The sequence below is a fragment of the Streptomyces sp. NPDC059874 genome (assembly GCF_042731135.1).
Lineage (GTDB): Bacteria > Actinomycetota > Actinomycetes > Streptomycetales > Streptomycetaceae > Streptomyces.
Genome location: NZ_JBHWJY010000129.1, coordinates 1 through 15,655, shown reverse-complemented (window position 1 = coordinate 15,655; position 15,655 = coordinate 1). Strand labels below are relative to the sequence as shown.

General features: G+C 70.4%; 19 protein-coding genes. 7 read left to right on the top strand and 12 right to left on the bottom strand.

Features of this window, described 5'->3' with window-relative positions; genetic code table 11:
• Positions 1-50: 50 nt before the first annotated feature.
• Positions 51-944, bottom strand: coding sequence for a S41 family peptidase (locus tag ACFV9H_RS39435; protein WP_385408476.1), 894 nt, complete (start codon positions 942-944; stop codon positions 51-53).
• A 53-nt stretch (positions 945-997) separates the two neighbouring features.
• On the bottom strand, positions 998-1,510 hold the full coding sequence (locus ACFV9H_RS39430; RefSeq protein WP_385408474.1) for a cupin domain-containing protein: 513 nt from the start codon (positions 1,508-1,510) through the stop codon (positions 998-1,000).
• Between the two features lie 191 nt (positions 1,511-1,701).
• On the opposite strand from ACFV9H_RS39430, the gene ACFV9H_RS39425 reads away from it, so the two are divergent.
• Positions 1,702-2,535 carry a hypothetical protein gene (locus ACFV9H_RS39425; RefSeq protein ID WP_385408472.1) on the top strand — a complete coding sequence of 278 codons (834 nt, stop codon included), beginning with the start codon at positions 1,702-1,704 and terminating at the stop codon, positions 2,533-2,535.
• 31 nt (positions 2,536-2,566) lie between these two features.
• Here ACFV9H_RS39425 and ACFV9H_RS39420 read toward each other — a convergent pair whose 3' ends face one another.
• From ACFV9H_RS39420 to ACFV9H_RS39410, 3 genes are all read right to left on the bottom strand, one after another.
• Complete coding sequence (locus ACFV9H_RS39420) at positions 2,567-3,097, bottom strand: hypothetical protein (RefSeq protein ID WP_385408471.1); 531 nt, start codon at positions 3,095-3,097, stop codon at positions 2,567-2,569.
• Positions 3,098-3,153: 56 nt separating this feature from the next.
• Positions 3,154-3,750, bottom strand: coding sequence for a hypothetical protein (locus ACFV9H_RS39415; protein WP_385408469.1), 597 nt, complete (start codon positions 3,748-3,750; stop codon positions 3,154-3,156).
• A 109-nt stretch (positions 3,751-3,859) separates the two neighbouring features.
• Entirely contained in the window at positions 3,860-4,291 is a 432-nt protein-coding gene (locus ACFV9H_RS39410) for a winged helix-turn-helix transcriptional regulator (protein ID WP_385408467.1), read from the bottom strand.
• Between the two features lie 99 nt (positions 4,292-4,390).
• Here ACFV9H_RS39410 and ACFV9H_RS39405 point away from each other — a divergent pair, with 99 nt between their 5' ends.
• Positions 4,391-5,053 (top strand): NADPH-dependent F420 reductase, encoded by a 663-nt coding sequence (locus tag ACFV9H_RS39405; protein WP_385408465.1) that lies wholly within the window; start codon positions 4,391-4,393, stop codon positions 5,051-5,053.
• Between the two features lie 10 nt (positions 5,054-5,063).
• On the opposite strand, the gene ACFV9H_RS39400 is transcribed toward ACFV9H_RS39405, so the two are convergent.
• A complete protein-coding gene (locus ACFV9H_RS39400) occupies positions 5,064-5,603 on the bottom strand; it encodes a TetR/AcrR family transcriptional regulator (protein ID WP_385408463.1) in 540 nt (179 codons plus the stop codon).
• A 100-nt stretch (positions 5,604-5,703) separates the two neighbouring features.
• On the opposite strand from ACFV9H_RS39400, the gene ACFV9H_RS39395 reads away from it, so the two are divergent.
• The gene (locus ACFV9H_RS39395) at positions 5,704-6,120 is read left to right on the top strand and encodes a nuclear transport factor 2 family protein (RefSeq protein ID WP_385408461.1); all 417 of its coding nucleotides are present in this window, start codon (positions 5,704-5,706) and stop codon (positions 6,118-6,120) included.
• A gap of 16 nt (positions 6,121-6,136) precedes the next feature.
• Here the strand turns inward: ACFV9H_RS39395 and ACFV9H_RS39390 are convergent, their stop codons facing one another.
• Positions 6,137-6,952 (bottom strand): class I SAM-dependent methyltransferase, encoded by an 816-nt coding sequence (locus ACFV9H_RS39390; RefSeq protein ID WP_385408459.1) that lies wholly within the window; start codon positions 6,950-6,952, stop codon positions 6,137-6,139.
• 87 nt (positions 6,953-7,039) lie between these two features.
• A complete protein-coding gene (locus ACFV9H_RS39385; RefSeq protein WP_385408457.1) occupies positions 7,040-7,618 on the bottom strand; it encodes a TetR/AcrR family transcriptional regulator in 579 nt (192 codons plus the stop codon).
• Positions 7,619-7,751: 133 nt separating this feature from the next.
• On the opposite strand from ACFV9H_RS39385, the gene ACFV9H_RS39380 reads away from it, so the two are divergent.
• From ACFV9H_RS39380 to ACFV9H_RS39370, 3 genes are all read left to right on the top strand, one after another.
• The gene (locus tag ACFV9H_RS39380) at positions 7,752-9,365 is read left to right on the top strand and encodes an MDR family MFS transporter (protein WP_385408455.1); all 1,614 of its coding nucleotides are present in this window, start codon (positions 7,752-7,754) and stop codon (positions 9,363-9,365) included.
• 193 nt (positions 9,366-9,558) lie between these two features.
• Positions 9,559-10,356, top strand: coding sequence for a polysaccharide deacetylase family protein (locus tag ACFV9H_RS39375; RefSeq protein WP_385408453.1), 798 nt, complete (start codon positions 9,559-9,561; stop codon positions 10,354-10,356).
• Between the two features lie 118 nt (positions 10,357-10,474).
• The gene (locus ACFV9H_RS39370; RefSeq protein WP_385408451.1) at positions 10,475-10,804 is read left to right on the top strand and encodes a nuclear transport factor 2 family protein; all 330 of its coding nucleotides are present in this window, start codon (positions 10,475-10,477) and stop codon (positions 10,802-10,804) included.
• 10 nt (positions 10,805-10,814) lie between these two features.
• Here ACFV9H_RS39370 and ACFV9H_RS39365 read toward each other — a convergent pair whose 3' ends face one another.
• Entirely contained in the window at positions 10,815-11,942 is a 1,128-nt protein-coding gene (locus ACFV9H_RS39365) for a serine hydrolase domain-containing protein (protein WP_385408449.1), read from the bottom strand.
• A 163-nt stretch (positions 11,943-12,105) separates the two neighbouring features.
• On the opposite strand from ACFV9H_RS39365, the gene ACFV9H_RS39360 reads away from it, so the two are divergent.
• Positions 12,106-12,735 (top strand): hypothetical protein, encoded by a 630-nt coding sequence (locus ACFV9H_RS39360; protein ID WP_385408447.1) that lies wholly within the window; start codon positions 12,106-12,108, stop codon positions 12,733-12,735.
• 147 nt (positions 12,736-12,882) lie between these two features.
• Here ACFV9H_RS39360 and ACFV9H_RS39355 read toward each other — a convergent pair whose 3' ends face one another.
• From ACFV9H_RS39355 to ACFV9H_RS39345, 3 genes are all read right to left on the bottom strand, one after another.
• Positions 12,883-14,169 (bottom strand): ABC transporter substrate-binding protein, encoded by a 1,287-nt coding sequence (locus ACFV9H_RS39355; protein WP_385408445.1) that lies wholly within the window; start codon positions 14,167-14,169, stop codon positions 12,883-12,885.
• 267 nt (positions 14,170-14,436) lie between these two features.
• Positions 14,437-15,054, bottom strand: coding sequence for an SMI1/KNR4 family protein (locus ACFV9H_RS39350; RefSeq protein WP_385408443.1), 618 nt, complete (start codon positions 15,052-15,054; stop codon positions 14,437-14,439).
• Positions 15,055-15,115: 61 nt separating this feature from the next.
• Positions 15,116-15,487 (bottom strand): DUF192 domain-containing protein, encoded by a 372-nt coding sequence (locus ACFV9H_RS39345; protein WP_385408441.1) that lies wholly within the window; start codon positions 15,485-15,487, stop codon positions 15,116-15,118.
• Positions 15,488-15,655: the final 168 nt, after the last annotated feature.

The following is a 15,655-nucleotide window of genomic DNA, read 5'->3' as shown; positions in this document are numbered from 1 at the left end:
CGCGTGGGAAACCACGCGGGCGACGCCCCTCTCGCGTCAGCCGGCGGTGGCTACGGGGCCGGGGGCCGCGCCGCGGCCTTGAGGGCCTCTTCGAGCGCCTGGTCCGCCGGGACCCGGATGTCGGGGACGACGCCCACGCCCTCCCAGTTGGTACCGGTGACGGTGTTGATGCTCCGCGCGGTCGGCACCGTCACGAGGACGTGCTCGGCGACCGCGTGCCGGGACGTCGGGTGGGCACCGCCGCGGGTGGTCGCGCCCACGACCACGGCTCGGCCGTGCGCCTGCAGGGTGTACGCCACGTCCTCGCCCCCGGAGAACGTGGCCTCGCTCGTGAGCACGTAGACCGGGCGGTCCGCGTAACGCGGCCCGGGCAGGTGAGCGGAGGTCCAGAACTGGCGGGTCGTGTTGGGGACCCGGTCGTAGATGTCGTTCAGGTGCACCTGGTCGTCGCCGAAGAAGTGGCTGCACCACAGCGCCGCCCCCTCCGGCGATCCGCCGCGGCACGCCCGCAGGTCCAGGACGAGCGCGGAGCTGTGCGCGACCAGCTGCATGGCCGCGCCGATCGCGCTCGCGCCCTCGATGGCGGTCGCGATGAGCCGGAGGTCGATGAGTCCGACGTTCCCTTCGAGGCGCTCGACGCGGTGGATCCCCTGGTTCTCCGCCCTGAGCAGCGCGAGGAACGCGGCATGCCCCCCGTCGTCGTCCGCCGGCGCCGGCGACTGCGGCTCGTCCGTCCAGAGCAGCCGCAGGTGCTTGTCCGGGCACACCTCCTGGAAGTGCGCCGTCACCGTCTCGCACAGCACCGGGCCGTCCAGACCTTCGTACGCACCCGCGGCGAGGCGGGCCCGAATCTCGGCCTCGACGACGGCGGCCTTCTCGGGGAAGACGTAGCCCGTGGTGATCCGCTCCAGGGCCTGTTCGACTATGTGTTCGTTTGTCGGCATGGCGGATCACGCTAGTCGGTCAACACCCCGATGACCAGCGACTTTTGCCGTGTTCAGGACTTGGTGGGCACCAGGTCGAAGTGGTCCCGCTGGTACTGGAAGAGGAGGCAGTCGTCGCCCTTCTCGCAACCGCTCAGGTGCGGCTTGTCGGCCGGGAGGTTGTAGTACGAGCCGGCAGGGTACTGGACGCGCTTTCCGTCGATCTCCGCGTAAAAAGTGCCCTTGAGTACGACGGTGGGGAGGTCTCGCTTGTGGAAATGCTCCGGGTTGTCTTTCCCCGCCGGGAAGGAAACGAACGCTTCGTAGGCGCCGCTCCCGGCGAGATCGCCCCGCACGTTCGCGTACTTCACCCCGCCGGAGTTCGGGAGTTCCGTCCATGTGCGGCCGGACGCGGGAAAGGAAAGGAACTCGGACGGGGACGCCGAGGTGGTGGTGCCCTTGCCGCCCAGGCCGTCCTTGCCGTCCTTGCCGTCCTTCGCCTCCGCGGCGGACGAGCAGGACGCAAGCAAGGCAACCGAAGCCATGGCAGCCGCGACCGCGGACATCTTCCTCACCTTGCCGTGCATGATGTCTCCTTGTGTCTTGGGTTCAATTCGATCCCCGTATTACGGCGAGCGCCGATCACGCCCTTATCGTTCCTTCCTCCCCGGTTGTCGGCAATGACGACTTTGTTGCAGATCCGGACGCGGCGCGGTGACGTGATCATGATCGGCTAGGGTGGCGGGCGCGAAATCAAAGCGCCTTCGGGGGAACGAACTTGACCACTCGGCAGGGCCCGGGCGCGGTGCGCTCGGCCGTCTTCAGTCCCGTCACACTCGCCGTCGCACTCACCGGCCCGACCCGGCCGGGACGCGTCGAGGACCCGGTCATCGGCCGGATGCAGAGTCTGCGCACCGGGCTCGGCCTGCTGGCCACGCTGTGGCTGCTGTTCGCCTACCCCTTGCGCACGGGGCGCCAGGACTTCGTCCTCGGCAAGTTGCAGGACCTCCTGATCGGCTGCGGCATCGTGCTGCTCGCCGGGACCGTCGGCGTGGCCGCCTTCATCATCGGCGCCCGGGCCCCGCTGGGCCGCATGTACGCGTCCCGACTGGCCTGGCCGCTGCGCGCGCTGGGCGCGATACCGCTGGGAGCGGGCGTGGCCTGGCTGATGCTGGCCTTCCTGCGCGGCGACATCCCGGTCGGGGCGTGGCTGGGCGGCCACGACATCACGTTCGGCCTGTTCGGGGCGACCGCCGGCACGATGATCAGCGGCCTCGTCTTCGCGCTGCTGCTCATCGTGGGGGGTGTGCTGTGCGCCGCCGTCTTCGTCGCCGCGCTGTGCTTCACCCTGTTCGCCACCGTCTCGGGCCTCAACTCCTCCTTCCGCACGGCCGATGTGCACGAGCTGCTGCCCGCGCTGATCTCGCCGCTCCTCGTCTGGTCGCTCGCCGTGCTCCAGATGTTCGACGACGCCGATGTCGCCGCACCGGCGGACGTACTCACCGTCTTCCTCCTCGGCGGCCCCCTGTCGGTGACGGCCCTGTCCGTGTGGGAAGTGCGGCGCCTGCGGAACCTGTACGGAATCACCTTCCGCTCCGCGCTGGGGCGCTGAGCGGAGTTTGTCGGCCGGCCGGCAGGTACGACTAGTCGAGCGGGAGCTGGAGGAACCGGCTCAGGAACCGGCCCGGCCACGAGTACAGCGCGCCGCAGAACGTCAGGTTCCGGGTGTAGGCAGCCTCCAGCAGGATCGCCAGGCCGATGTCCATGCCGTCCGCCCGTCCCTGCCACGCGCCCGTGATGCGGCGGGGGAGGTGCCACTCCGAGCGGGTCGTCGTCACGGACGCGCCCTCGCGCCGCAGCTCGTGCCTCAGTCGCCCGCCGACGGACAAGTACCGGTACGACCGTCCGGCGACCTCGATCCGCAAGGCGCGGCCGTGCGGGGTCACGGCCAGGCTCCGCCGCTTCACCTTGGCCGGCCAGCCGTCGGTGTGCAGGTCCATGTCGGCCAGGCGCGGCTTGCCGCGGAAGGCGTTGCCCCGGAAGATCATGGACGGGATGCCCTGGCCCACGACTTCGGCGGCGTAGTACGTGTCGTCGTACAGGGACTCCACCGGGTAGCGCAGTTCCACCGGATCGAAGCCGTCCACGATCCCGGCCCACATGTGTGTCGCCATCCTCCCTGCGTACCCGTGGACTCCACCCGTGTAAGTCAGCTCGAACCGCCCCGTGCTCATGCGTTTCTCCTCTGTGCCGGAACGCCGCCCCCGGGGCCGTGGTGGACGCTCGGACGACCGGCTCCGGCAGCGGCGGCCGAGGGGGAGGCGCTCGGCTCGGGCCTGGGATAGCAGGGGGAGTTGACGGTGATGTAGGCGATGCCCTCGCCGGTGTCCGCATTCGTGATGCCGATGCCGCCGGCCATCGAGAAGTCGTCCGACTCGGTACGCAGGTGGATGTCGGGGTTCGGCTTGGTCCAGTCGCCCGCCCCGTCCTTGCCCTGGAACGTGTAGCCCTGCTCGACCCAGGCGTCCCGGACTTGGCGGAGGAGGTCCTTCGCGGCGGAGCCGGGCACGTCCGTCAGCCGGTAGCGGAGGGACACCTGGGCCCGCTTGGTCGTCCCGAACTCGGAGATGCAGGCCCCCGGACCGTGGAATCCCATCCGCTCCAAGGTGGGCCGCGGCGACAGCCCGGCCACCGCCTGCCGGAAGATCTCCTCGGCACGCGATACGGCCTGCTGCTCGTTCAGCGACTGCTCCTGCCTCGCGCAGGCCGTCGTCGTTCCGATCAGCGCGAGGAGCGCTCCCGATGCCACAACTCTTCGGAGGTTCATGCCTTCTTCCCTGTCACTGCGTCGACCCCTCACACCGTAGAAGAGATCGAATGACGGGACGTGAGTACGGATGCTCACTTCGGGAGCCGCCACGCCAGGCTGTGGTCGGTCACACCCCTGGGACCCCGGACCCGGGTGGAACCCCGGCGGCGGCGCGCATCGTTGTGTACCGGTCCTGGGCCGACAGGACGTCGTCCGCGTACCGCGCGGCCCACGCGCCCATCGCGCGGATCGGGTCCAGCAGGGCCGTCCCGGCCTCGGTCAGGGCGTAGTCCACCCGCGGCGGGGCCTCCGCATAGGCCCGGCGCTCCACCAGGCCGTTGAACTCCAGCCGGCGCAACGCGTCGTTGAGCACCTTCGGGCCGATCCCGCCGATCCGGTCCAGCAAGGAGCGCGGCCGCATCGGGCCGCCCTCGCCGAGGACGAAGACGACCACACTGTCCCAGCGGTTCGCGACCACCTCGAAGGCGACCCGCGCCCGGCAGTCCGCTGCGAACCCGTCTCCTCCGAGGCCCGCTTCCAGGTCCCGTTCCGCATCCATGGCACCCATCGTGCATCCGCGATGCACACCGATCGGTGTGCATCGGCCCGCCTAGCGTCAAAACCGGCAACGAACACCTGACTTGGACGGAGCGCAGGCATGCGCATGGGAATTCTCGGCACCGGATCGATGGCCGTGGCGCTCGGCGGCGCGTGGGTGCGGGCCGGGCACGACGTACGGGTCGGCGGGCGGGACACCGCCGCGGCCGAGCGGACCGCCCGGCGGATCGGGGCCGCCGGCCACGGCACCCTCGCCGAGGCCGCCGCACACGGCGAGGCCGTACTGGCCGCCGTACCGGCCGGCGCGGCGCTCGAGCTGGTCACACGGGTGGCGCCCGCCCTAGCCGGGCGGGTCCTGCTCGACTGCACCGTCCCCATGGAGCCGGGAGACGACGGCCCCGTACTCAACGGCCACGGCGCCCGGAAGCTGGCGGCGGCCGCCCCCGAGGCCCATGTCGTCAAGGTCTTCGGCCTCGTCCACGAGAGCATCTGGACCCTGGACCGTCCCGCGTTCGAGGGGACTCCCCTTGCCGTGCCCTTCTGCGCGGACGCCCCCGAGGCCGTACGGGTCACCTCGGCGCTGATCGCGAGCATGGGCTGCACGCCGCTCCCCTGCGGTGGGCTCTCCCGGGCCGGGCTGTTGGAGGCCGCCGCCGTTTTCGCGATCGGCGTGTGGTGGTCGGGCGGCGAAGTGCGCCCCGCCTTCCCGTCCCCGGCCCTCGCCCCGGGCGCGGTGGACGACGACGAATCTCACGCACCCTGATCGGCGCGGATCAGCCGGTCGTGGAAACGAGCCGCTCCGCGACCTCCCGGGCGCGGTGGGCCGGCGCCGGGCCCGGGTCGAGCGCGGCCACCACCGTCGCGCCCTCGACCAGGATCAGGAGTTGGTCCGCGAGGTCCGGGCGGTCCGGCCCGGCCAACTCGGCCAGCAGGGACCGCAGCTCCGCCTTGTGGCGGCGTACGACGGCCGGCACCGGGGCCGGACCGGCGCCCAGCTCCCCGTACGCGTTCAGGAACGCGCAGCCCCGGAAGCCCGGCTCCGAGAACCACCCCGCCAGCCAGTCGAAGACGGCGAGGACCGGCTCCGGGGCACCGGTCACGGCCTCGCGCAGGCTGCCCATCCAGCGCTGGTCGCGGCGCTCCAGGTAGGCCGTGGTCAGGGCTTCCTTCGCGGGGAAGACCCGGTACAGCCGCTTGAGGGGGACCCCGGACTCGGCGCGGATGCGGTCCATGCCGACGGCCTGGATGCCCTCGGCGTAGAACAGCTTCTCCGCCGCGTCGAGCAGTCGGGTGCGGGCCTCTTCGTCGTCCATACGGGCAGGGTAGACCAGATTCCCTTGCGGGGAGAACGCTCGTTCTCTAGGGTGGAGAACGCACGTTCTCGCCCACGTCCGTCGAGAGGGTCACACCATCATGACCGCCGTACGCCCGCCCCTGCCGCCCTTCACCGAGGAGTCCGCGCGCGCCAAGGTCCAGGCCGCCGAGGACGCCTGGAACAGCCGCGACCCCGAGCGCGTCTCCCTCGCGTACACCGAGGACTCGGCCTGGCGGAACCGCGACCGATTCCTCACCGGCCGCGCCGAGATCCGCGAGTTCCTCACCGACAAGTGGGAGCGCGAGCTCGGCTACCGGCTGCGCAAGGAGCTGTGGGCGTACACCGGCAACCGGATCTCCGTCCGCTTCGAGTACGAGTGGCACGACGCGGCCGGCCAGTGGTACCGCAGCCACGGCAACGAGCAGTGGGAGTTCACCGACGACGGCCTGATGAGCCGCCGGGAAGCCAGCATCAACGACGTCCCGATCACCCCCGAGGACCGCCGCCTCGGCTGAGCTCGGCACGACACCCCTAGCGGCGGCGCGCGATGACCTCCATGCACACCCGGTAGCGCTCGCTCACCGTGTAGTGCACGGGCTCGAAGTCGTACTTCTCCAGCAGGGCGTAGAGGCGACGGCGACTGAAGTTGTGGAAGTGTTCCAGCTCCCCCCAGTAGGGGTTCGCGTCGCCCGCGTCGAGCAGGCGCCAGGCCATGCAGTCGTAGTTGGGCATCGACGCGAAGATCACGCCGTCCTTCCGCAGCAGCCGGTGCGCGGCGACCAGGCCCTCGCCCGGGTACGGCATGTGCTCCAGTACGTCGGCGAGGCTGATCACGGAGTAGTGGCCGGGCGCGTCGAGGGTGGTGAGGTCGGCGCAGTGCGCGTCGACGCCGAGGGCGCGCAGCCCCGCGGCGGTCGAAGGCCGCAGGTCGAGACCGTGGGGCTCGAAGCCCCACTCCTCGGCGGTGAAGAGCAGCGACCCGTTGCCGAAGCCGACGTCGAGCCAGCGGCCTTCGGTGACGTAGCGGGCGACGCGCTCCACGATGCGCGCCGAGACGTAGCGGTTCTGCTCGAACGCGGCGCCCGGCTGCTGGTTCGGGTTGGTCGAGGAGAAGATCTCCGCGCAGGCCTCGTCCGTGAAGTAGCCGTCGGTGAAGACGTGTTGGCACGCGGCGCAGCGCATCCAGACCATGGTCGGCGCGATGACCGGCTTGTACAGCGGGTGCCCTGAGCAGTTGCCGGTGCGCAGCGCGGAGATGTCGGGTGCCGCGCAGAGCGGGCAGGCGTCGTACAGGAGACGTGACGGGTGGGGTGCGGGGGCGGTCGTGGCGACCGTGCTGACGGACATGTCCCGGAACGTACCGGTCGCTCCGGCTGCCAACACGACGGCGCGCGAGGCCTATCGGGTGGTCCGGCCGTCGGCGGGGGCCGCGTCCTACGCCGCGCCGTGGGCCCGCGTGATGAGGTCCGTGGCGACCTCCAGCGCGGCGAGCCGGGTCTCCTCCGGGTCGGCCTCCACGTGCTGGAGGAACATCATCCCGGCGTGCAGCGTGAACAGGGCGCTGACGCAGCGGACCTGGTCCGTCACGGGGCTCTCCTCCGTGCGCAGCAGCTCGATCAGGCGGAACAGCCTGGCCTTCACCGTCTCGCCGATGCTCAGCTCGCGCGTCGTCGCCTGGTTCTCGTGCATGAAGCGGTACAGCTCGGCGCCCGCCATCATCGCCTCGCTGTAGCGCCGCAGCACTTCCTTCTTGGTCTCCAGGGTGCGCGGCTGCGTCTCCGCCCACGCGATCAGCTCGTCGATGGGCCGCGTCGTGTCGTCGAACAGGCTGATGATGATGTCTTCCTTGGTCTTGAAGTGGTAGTACAGCGCCGCCTTCGTGACCTCCAGCCGCTCCGCGATCTCGCGCAGCGACGTCTTCTCGTAGCCCTGCTCGGCGAAGAGCTCCAGTGCTACGTCCTGGATGCGCTGGCGCGTGTCGCCACGGCGCCGCTGCGGACTGCTGCTGGACATGGCTCTCCTCAGAATTACTTACTTGACGCCCGGCAAGTTACGGGGCTACCTTCCCCAGTGTAATGAACTAGCCGGGCGGCAAGTAAGTGCCGGTGGACGAAGAAGTACCAGAAGAAGTACACGGGGAGTGGACATGGTGGACGTGGCGAAAACGGCCGAGGCCTCCGAGGGGGTGAAGCCGCGCAGCGTACGGGTCGTCCTCATGGCGCTCATGATCGCGATGCTGCTGGCCATGCTCGACAACATGATCATCGGCACCGCGATGCCCACGATCGTCGGCGAGCTCGGCGGTCTGGAGCACCTGTCCTGGGTGGTCACCGCGTACACCCTGGCCACCGCGGCCTCCACCCCCATCTGGGGCAAGATCGGCGACATGTACGGGCGGAAGGGCTCCTTCCTCACCTCGATCGTCATCTTCCTGATCGGCTCCGCACTCAGCGGCATGGCCCAGGACATGGGGCAGCTGATCGGCTTCCGCGCGATCCAGGGCCTCGGCGCCGGCGGTCTGATGGTCGGCGTCATGGCGATCATCGGCGACCTGATCCCGCCCCGCGAGCGCGGCAAGTACCAGGGCATGATGGCCGGCGTGATGGCCCTCGCCATGATCGGCGGCCCGCTGGTCGGCGGCACCATCACCGACCACATGGGCTGGCGCTGGTCCTTCTACATCAACCTGCCGCTCGGCGCGGTCGCGCTCGCGATGGTGACGGCGGTGCTGCACCTGCCGAAGCGCACGGAACAGGCGCGCCCCAAGATCGACTACCTCGGCGCGGCGCTGCTGACCATCGCCATCACCTCCACCGTGCTCGTCACCACCTGGGGTGGCACCGAGTACGCCTGGGGCTCCGGCGAGATCATCGGCCTCGTCGTCGTCGGCATCGTGTCCATCGCCGCCTTCCTGTACGCCGAGACCAAGGCCGCCGAGCCGGTCATGCCGCTGCACATCTTCCGCAGCCGCAACTTCACCCTGATGTCCGTGATCGGCTTCCTGGTCGGCTTCGCGATGTTCGGCGGCGTGCTCTACCTCCCGCTGTTCCAGCAGTCGGTGCAGGGCGCCTCCGCCACCAACTCGGGGCTGCTCCTGCTGCCCATGCTGCTCTCGATGATGGTCGTCTCACTGATCGCGGGCCGCGTCACCACCAACAGCGGCAAGTACAAGGTGTTCCCGATCGTCGGCGGCGCGCTCATGGTCGTCGGACTGTTCCTGCTCGCGACGATGGACACCGGCACCACCCGCCTGGTCTCCGGCGTGTACATGGCCGTCCTCGGCGCCGGACTCGGCTTCCTCATGCAGATCACCATGCTGGTCGCGCAGAACAGCGTCGACATGAAGGACATGGGCGTCGCGTCCTCCTCGGCGACCCTCTTCCGTACGCTCGGAGGCTCTTTCGGCGTCGCCCTGATGGGCTCCCTCTTCACCACCCGGGTCACGGACACCATGTCCGAGCGCCTGGGCCCGGAGGCCGCCGGAGCCGCGGGCTCCGCCCAACTCGACGCCGCGAGCCTGGCCAAGCTGCCGGAGGCCGTGCGCGAGGCCTACCAGCACGCGGTGGCGGCCGGTACGCACTCGGCGTTCCTGCTCGGCGCGGGCATCGCCGTACTGGGCTTCCTGGCGGCCTGGTTCGTCAAGGAGGTCCCGCTGCGGGGCGCCGGCCCGGCCCCGGCCGGCGGCGCGGACGAGAACGCGGAGGGCGGACCCGAGGGCGGCAAGGCCGCCCCGGCGCAGCAGGAGTCGCTCGCGCACTGACGAACGAACGAAGGCATTCGGCAGCCCGGCCCCGGTGGACGAACGGATCCACCGGGGCCGGGCTGTTGCTGCGTCACATCAGTACCGTCTGTCCCATTAACTGGATTTTATGGCCCATTTGGCTGGAACCTCCCCGCTGTGTGCGTCGTCCTGAACCACAGAACGCTCGCAAGGCGGATGGGGAGTGGACAGCATGGACAAGCAGGGCATCAGGGCCCGTCTCGCCGTCGCGGCCTCGGCCGTCGCGGTGGGGGCGACGGTCTGGGGAGTGGCGGCCTTCGTCGAATCGGGACACACGCCCCCGCAGCGGAACGTGTCGCCGGAGAAGGAAGCCGACGGCAAGGGTGATCAGGCGTCAGGGCAGCAGCAGGCGCAGGGGATACCCGAGTCCATAGCCCACGCGTCGGAAGGCGGCGCGAACGCGGTCAACATCACCATCGACGACGGCCCCGATCCCCGATGGACCCCGAAGGTGCTCGACGTACTCGCGAAGTACGACGTGAAGGCGACCTTCTGCATGATCGGACCGCAGGCCAAGGCCCACCCCGACCTCGTCAAGAAGGTCGTCGCGGCCGGCCACCGGCTCTGCGACCACACCATGGACCACGACACGACCATGGACAAGAAGCCCCTCGCCTACCAGGAACAGCAGATCCTGGAGGCGAAGAAGCTGATCGAGGAAGCCGCGGGCGGTGGCGCGAAGGTCGACTACTACCGGGCCCCCGGCGGCGCCTTCACCCCCGACAGCCGGCGCATCGCCGCCGCGAACGGGATGCGCCCGCTCGGCTGGAACGTCGACACCAAGGACTTCGAGAAGCCCGGCACGGCCGCCATCGTCGACGCGGTGAAGCGCGAGATGGGCAACGGGCCGACCGTGCTCTTCCACGACGGCGGAGGCAACCGCACGCAGACCGTCGAGGCGCTCGACCAGGTTCTGGCCTGGCTGAAGGAGCAGGGCAAGCCGACCGGCTTCCCGGTCCGCACGTCCTGACACGCCGTCCGGGGCGAACGGGTGAGGGTCGGCGATGCGGCCGGGCCCCGGGTGTTCCCTGGTCACGCGCGTACGAACGTACGCCCGACCGACCGCCCCCCACCACCCGGAGGCCCCCGTGACCATCGCCCCCGCCAAACTCTCCGACCCCGTGGTCGGCGCCCTCGTCAGCGCGATCAACGCGCACGACAAGGACGCCTTCCTCGCGCTCCTGACCGCCGACGCGACCATGTCCGACGACGGATCCGACCGCGACCTCGAACAGTGGATCGACAAGGAGATCTTCGACTCCGGCGGCCACATGGACGTCCAGACCGAGTCCGACGGCGGCCTCCGCCTCGTCGCGAACTTCCGCAACGACACCTGGGGCGAGATGCGCACCGCCTGGCGGTTCGTCATCGCCCCCGGCGGCGGAAAGATCAGCCGCTTCGAGACCGGCCAGGCCTGAGCCCGGAGGGCTAGAGCCCCCGCGCCACCTTCAGCACCGCCGCCGTCAGACGCTCGTTCTCCGGGGCCGTCCCGCCCGGGAAGCCGAAACGGCGGCGCGTGTACGCGTACGCGATCGACGTGTCCGGGTCGGCGTAGCCGAGCGCGCCCGCCGCGCCGCTGTGTCCGAAGGCCCGCGGACCCACCGTCGGTAGCTGCTTGAAGCCCAGCCCGAAGTGGTCCGGTTCCGAGGTCACGAGGTCCGGGCCCGGCGTGTGCAGCCGCGCGACCTCCGCCGCCGTCTCCGCCTCCAGCAGCGGAGCCCGGCCGTCCACCTCGCTGATCGCGGCCGCGTACATGGCCGCGATACCCCGCGCCGAACCGATGCCACCCGCCGACGCCGGACCGAGCTCCCGCGTCCTCGGGTGGTTGGCGTACGAGATCAGGTCCATCGGGGGTTCCCGGTGCGCGTTGAAGGCGACCGCCAGCAGCTCCGGCAGCGGCTCCGCCAGAGCCGAGGCCTGCTCCGGCGTCGGCAGCATCTCCAGCACCGGCTTCCAGCGGCCCTCCTCCGCGGCGGGCAGGCCCAGGTACAGGTCCAGCCCGTACGGGGCGCGCAGGCGCTCCTCGTAGACCTCCTGGATCGACCTGCCCGTCGCCCGCCGCACCACCTCGCCGGTCAGCGCGCCGATCACGAACGCGTGGTAGCCGTACCCCTTCCCGGGCTCCCAGAACGGCTTCTGCCCGGCCAGCCGCGCCGCGATCAGCGCGTCGTCCGCCATCTCCTCGTAGTCGAAGCCCTCGGCGGTGTTGATCAGCCCGGACTGGTGGCTGATCAGCCCGCGCAGCGTCAGCCGCTCCTTGCCGTCGCCGGTGAACTCCGGCCAGTCCGACGACACCGGGCGGTCCCACTCCAGTACGCCGTCCTGCACGAGCAGCGCCACCACCAGGTGCGCCGCACCCTTCGTGATCGAGTAGACCCCGCTCAGGGTGTCCCCGTCGGTGTCCTCGCCGGCCCACAGGTCGACCACGCGACGGCCCTCGTGGTGCACCGCGAGCTGCGCCTCGGGGGAGTGCGCCTCGAAGGCCACGAAGGCCTCGAACTCCTCCCGCACCGACTCCCAGCCCGCCGCCACCGTGCCGTTCACGCGTACACCCATCGGATCCCCCGTAGATCGCTCGACCGAAGCTGTTCGACATCCGCCAACGGAGCCCGGTCATGAGATATTCCGAGCTCCGAGCCGCGAGCGCCGCGCGCTCCCGTACGGGTGAAAGCGCGCCCGGCGTCGTTCCGGCCCGCCGCAGGGCCCCGTTGGACCGGGCATGAAGAGCACCCGCATCGCAGCACTCGCCCTCGCCACCGCCGCGGCGGCCCTCGCCCCCGCCCTCGGTCAGGCGGCCACCGCCGCCGAGGGGACCTCGTACCTCCAGGACCCGTCCGACGGCGAGAAGGCCATGAAGTCGATGTGGACCAAGGACGAGATGCACAAGGTGGAGGCGCAGTTCCGCTTCCACCCCGGCGTCCAGTACAAGACGGTCACCCGGCCAGGACCCGAGGCCGCCCCGGACTACGAGCGGCAGGTCGCCGACCCCAAGACCCTTGCCTGGCAGCCGAGTTACGAGTTCGCCTGGGGGGTGTCCGACTCGACGGTGGTCAAGAAGACGCTCACGACCAAGGAGGGCAGGCACCCGATCGTCGTGCACGCCGTCCTGCGACGCGCCGCGGACCGTACCAAGGCGGGGGAGGTGCACCAGGAGCTCACCGGGAAGCCGGCGACGGGGCGGTCGAAGGTCGCGGGCGGCAAGCGGATCGCGTGTGACACCGGCGAGTACACGGTGGAATGGTCCGTCACGCGCTCGGGCTACGGGACGCTCACGGGCACGCTGCGCTGGGACTCCAGCTGCGAGCAGTACCGGACCGCGTTCGCCCAGGACCACGGTCGGCAGCGCTGACGCAGTGGTGGTGGCCTGCCGCCCCGCGCACCTTGTGGGTGCTCGGCGGGCGACCGGGCCGCGGCCTCGGATCGAGTGCCGTCATGGCCATCCTGCCGCAGGGAGTGTGCCGGGGCAGGGGGAGAAGGTCCCGTTTCAAAGGGCCTTTCAGCGGTGCTTGGAGGCCTCGGCCGCCTTGGCGGCGATCTCCTCCAGGACGGCCTTCGGGTTGCCCGTGGGCTCCACGGCGCGTCCGATGTTGCGCTTGATGGTGTCGCTGACGGTCACCCAGGACGGGTCGTTCACCGGGTAGAGCTGGGCGCCGCGCAGCGCCGTCAGGAACTGCGTGTCGGTCTTGTCGATACCGCCGTTGCCCGCGGCGGCGCGCGAGGCGGAGGTGGTGGACGGCAGCAGGTGGTAGCGGCTGGCGAACTCCGACAGGTTCTTGTCCTGGTAGACGAAGTCCAGGAACTGGCCGATCGGCTTGCGGTTGCCGTTCTGCTTGAACGCCATCATCCAGTCGGCCACGCCGACCGTCGGCGGGGTCTCTCCGGAGCCGATGTTGTCCGAGACGGGCATCTCGATGGTGCCGACGCCGATGCCCTTGGCGCGCGCGTCGTGGTAGAGCGAGGGGTAGCCGTTGAGCATGCCGACCTCGCCGCGCAGGAACGCGGCGAAGGCGTCGGCGCGGTTGAGCTGGGAGGGCGGGGTGGGGCCGGTGAGGCCGTCCGCGATGAGGTTGTCCTTGACCCAACTCCAGGTCTTGATGTTCTGCTCGGAGGCCAGGCTGTAGTTGCCGCTGCTGTCGGCGTAGCCGCCGCCGTTGCTCAGCTCCCAGATCAGCGCCTCGGCGTGCGCCTCCTCCGGGCCCAGGGGCATGGCGTACGGGAACTTCACGTTCTTGTTCTTGAGCGCCTGCGCGGCGGCCTTGAGCTCGGCCCAGGTCTTGGGGGGCTTGACGCCGGCCGTTTTGAAGAGCCCCTCGTTGTAGAAGAGGAGGCGGCTGCTCGCCACGAACGGCAGACCGTAAAGCGTGCTTCCGATGGAGCCGGCCTCGGCGAGGGGCTGGAGGAAGTTCGCCTCGGCCGTGACGGAGAGCAGCTCGTCCGCGGAATAGAGCTTGCCCTGCGCGGCGAAGTCCGAGTAGGAGCCCATGAGGGCCATGTCCGGGGCCTTGCCGGCCTTGACCATGCGGGAGACCTCGCGGTCGATGTCGGCCCACGGCAGGAGCTTCACCTCGACCTTGATACCGGGGTGCGCGGCGGTGAAATCGGCCGTCACCTTGTCCCAGAAGGCCTTGGAACTCGTGGCCGGGGTGTCGCCGTATTCGGCGGCCACCAGGCGCAGGGTGCCCTCGCCGTCTGCGGCGTCCCCGGAGTCACCGCATCCGGCCAGAGGTATCAGCAGACCGAGTACGACCGCGATGGCGGGCGCGCCGGAAATTCTTCGTCGCACGGGTGTATTCCCCTGAATTTCTTTTGGATGAGGTGCTACTTATGGGTAACTCCGGGCTGGCGTGTCCCTCCATGGCCCGTTGGCCGGAATTCTCTCCCGAAGGGGGGTGGGTTGATTACATTGGGGCCGCACTTGTGGTCAATGCTCCAACTGCGGCTTTTCCGGCTGGTGTTTTCCGATATGTGATCGCCAATTCCGACGCGCGTAGACATGCCGAAAAGCCCGTTTCCTGTCTCGGAACGGGCTGGTGTGGTCCGGCGGTGTGAACTAGTCGGCGAAGTCGCCCGCGTACGGGTCCGGCTCGCCCGTCTCCGGGTTGCGACCCTCCTGCCAACGGCGCTGGGCCTTGCGCCAGTGCACGAAGCTGAGGTGGCCGCCGTCCCAGAAGGTGATGCTCACCGGACTCACGTCGAACTCGTCGGAGCAGAGCCGGTACAGGAATTCGGCCATGCCGTACGGGTACACGGCGAAGGAGTCGGCGGTGTGCCGCCCGCAGACCAGGACCGGCCAGCGGTCCGGGTCGGGGTCGGAGGTGAGCCAGCACAGGATGTCGGCGCCGCCGGTGACGCCCCAGGCGAGGATCGACTCCGGGTCCACGTCGAAAGCGGCCCGGCCGCCCCCGTCCTCCCAGGCCTGGCGGGCGTTGGCGGTCTCCTCCGCCATCTCCGCCGGAGCCCACTGGAGTCCGGGCTTGGGCAGCGGGAGCAGGATGCCGGCCTCGCCGTTGATGGAACCCGCGCCGAAGCGGCCCATGAACGCGACGAAATCGGCCGGGAACCGGGTACCCCAGGCCGCCTCGGCGGCCCGCCAGTCGATGTCCTCGTCGGCGCCGTGCGTCGCCGGCATGATCTGCTCCAGCGCCTTGACCCGCGCGTTCTCCGTCATGCCGCTCCCCTGAGACGCCCCAGCTCAACCGCCCCAACCTACCGCCGGGGCGGGGCCTCGCCTAGCCGCGCATGAGACGCCCGGATACGTCCACGTTCACCCTCGTTCCGACCAGCAGGCCCCATCCGGCCATCGCCCCGGCCTCGGCCTCCAGGACGTGCCGGGAGCGCAGCCGGGGCAGCCCGAGCCGGCCGGGGGGCATGGTGGTGACGGCGAGGACGCGGAGGTTCCGGTCGAGGTGGGCCACGTCGATCGCGAACCGCATCCGGAAGGTGTGCACGCTCGCGGCGGGGGTCAGCAACAGGGCGCCGTCGATCCCGTCCCGCCCCAGCAGCCCGCGGGTGCGGGCCTTGTAGGAGGCCGCCACCTCCAGGGGGACGCGGGTGGCGTCGCCGATGTGGAGGATGCCGGGGCCGTCGTGCCAGTTCGCCATGCGGGCCAGGGTAGGGGTGCGGGTGCCGCTGCGCGGGGCCTTCTCCCCGCCCCGCCCTTTCTCCGTTTCCCGGGGCTTCGCCCCGGACCCCATACGTGCGCTGCGCGCCCGTGCCCTCAAACGCCGGGCGGGCTGGAACATTTGAGGCGCGGGGTCTGGGGCGGAGCC

Bases quoted from the DNA above. Each gene is read 5' to 3' on its own strand.
- ACFV9H_RS39435 (WP_385408476.1), bottom strand. From the start codon at position 944: ATGCCGACAAACGAACACATAGTCGAACAGGCCCTGGAGCGGATCACC.
- ACFV9H_RS39430 (WP_385408474.1), bottom strand. From the start codon at position 1,510: ATGCACGGCAAGGTGAGGAAGATGTCCGCGGTCGCGGCTGCCATGGCT.
- ACFV9H_RS39420 (WP_385408471.1), bottom strand. From the start codon at position 3,097: ATGGCGACACACATGTGGGCCGGGATCGTGGACGGCTTCGATCCGGTG.
- ACFV9H_RS39415 (WP_385408469.1), bottom strand. From the start codon at position 3,750: ATGAACCTCCGAAGAGTTGTGGCATCGGGAGCGCTCCTCGCGCTGATC.
- ACFV9H_RS39410 (WP_385408467.1), bottom strand. From the start codon at position 4,291: ATGGATGCGGAACGGGACCTGGAAGCGGGCCTCGGAGGAGACGGGTTC.
- ACFV9H_RS39405 (WP_385408465.1), top strand. From the start codon at position 4,391: ATGCGCATGGGAATTCTCGGCACCGGATCGATGGCCGTGGCGCTCGGC.
- ACFV9H_RS39400 (WP_385408463.1), bottom strand. From the start codon at position 5,603: ATGGACGACGAAGAGGCCCGCACCCGACTGCTCGACGCGGCGGAGAAG.
- ACFV9H_RS39395 (WP_385408461.1), top strand. From the start codon at position 5,704: ATGACCGCCGTACGCCCGCCCCTGCCGCCCTTCACCGAGGAGTCCGCG.
- ACFV9H_RS39390 (WP_385408459.1), bottom strand. From the start codon at position 6,952: ATGTCCGTCAGCACGGTCGCCACGACCGCCCCCGCACCCCACCCGTCA.
- ACFV9H_RS39385 (WP_385408457.1), bottom strand. From the start codon at position 7,618: ATGTCCAGCAGCAGTCCGCAGCGGCGCCGTGGCGACACGCGCCAGCGC.
- ACFV9H_RS39380 (WP_385408455.1), top strand. From the start codon at position 7,752: ATGGTGGACGTGGCGAAAACGGCCGAGGCCTCCGAGGGGGTGAAGCCG.
- ACFV9H_RS39375 (WP_385408453.1), top strand. From the start codon at position 9,559: ATGGACAAGCAGGGCATCAGGGCCCGTCTCGCCGTCGCGGCCTCGGCC.
- ACFV9H_RS39365 (WP_385408449.1), bottom strand. From the start codon at position 11,942: ATGGGTGTACGCGTGAACGGCACGGTGGCGGCGGGCTGGGAGTCGGTG.
- ACFV9H_RS39360 (WP_385408447.1), top strand. From the start codon at position 12,106: ATGAAGAGCACCCGCATCGCAGCACTCGCCCTCGCCACCGCCGCGGCG.
- ACFV9H_RS39350 (WP_385408443.1), bottom strand. From the start codon at position 15,054: ATGACGGAGAACGCGCGGGTCAAGGCGCTGGAGCAGATCATGCCGGCG.
- ACFV9H_RS39345 (WP_385408441.1), bottom strand. From the start codon at position 15,487: ATGGCGAACTGGCACGACGGCCCCGGCATCCTCCACATCGGCGACGCC.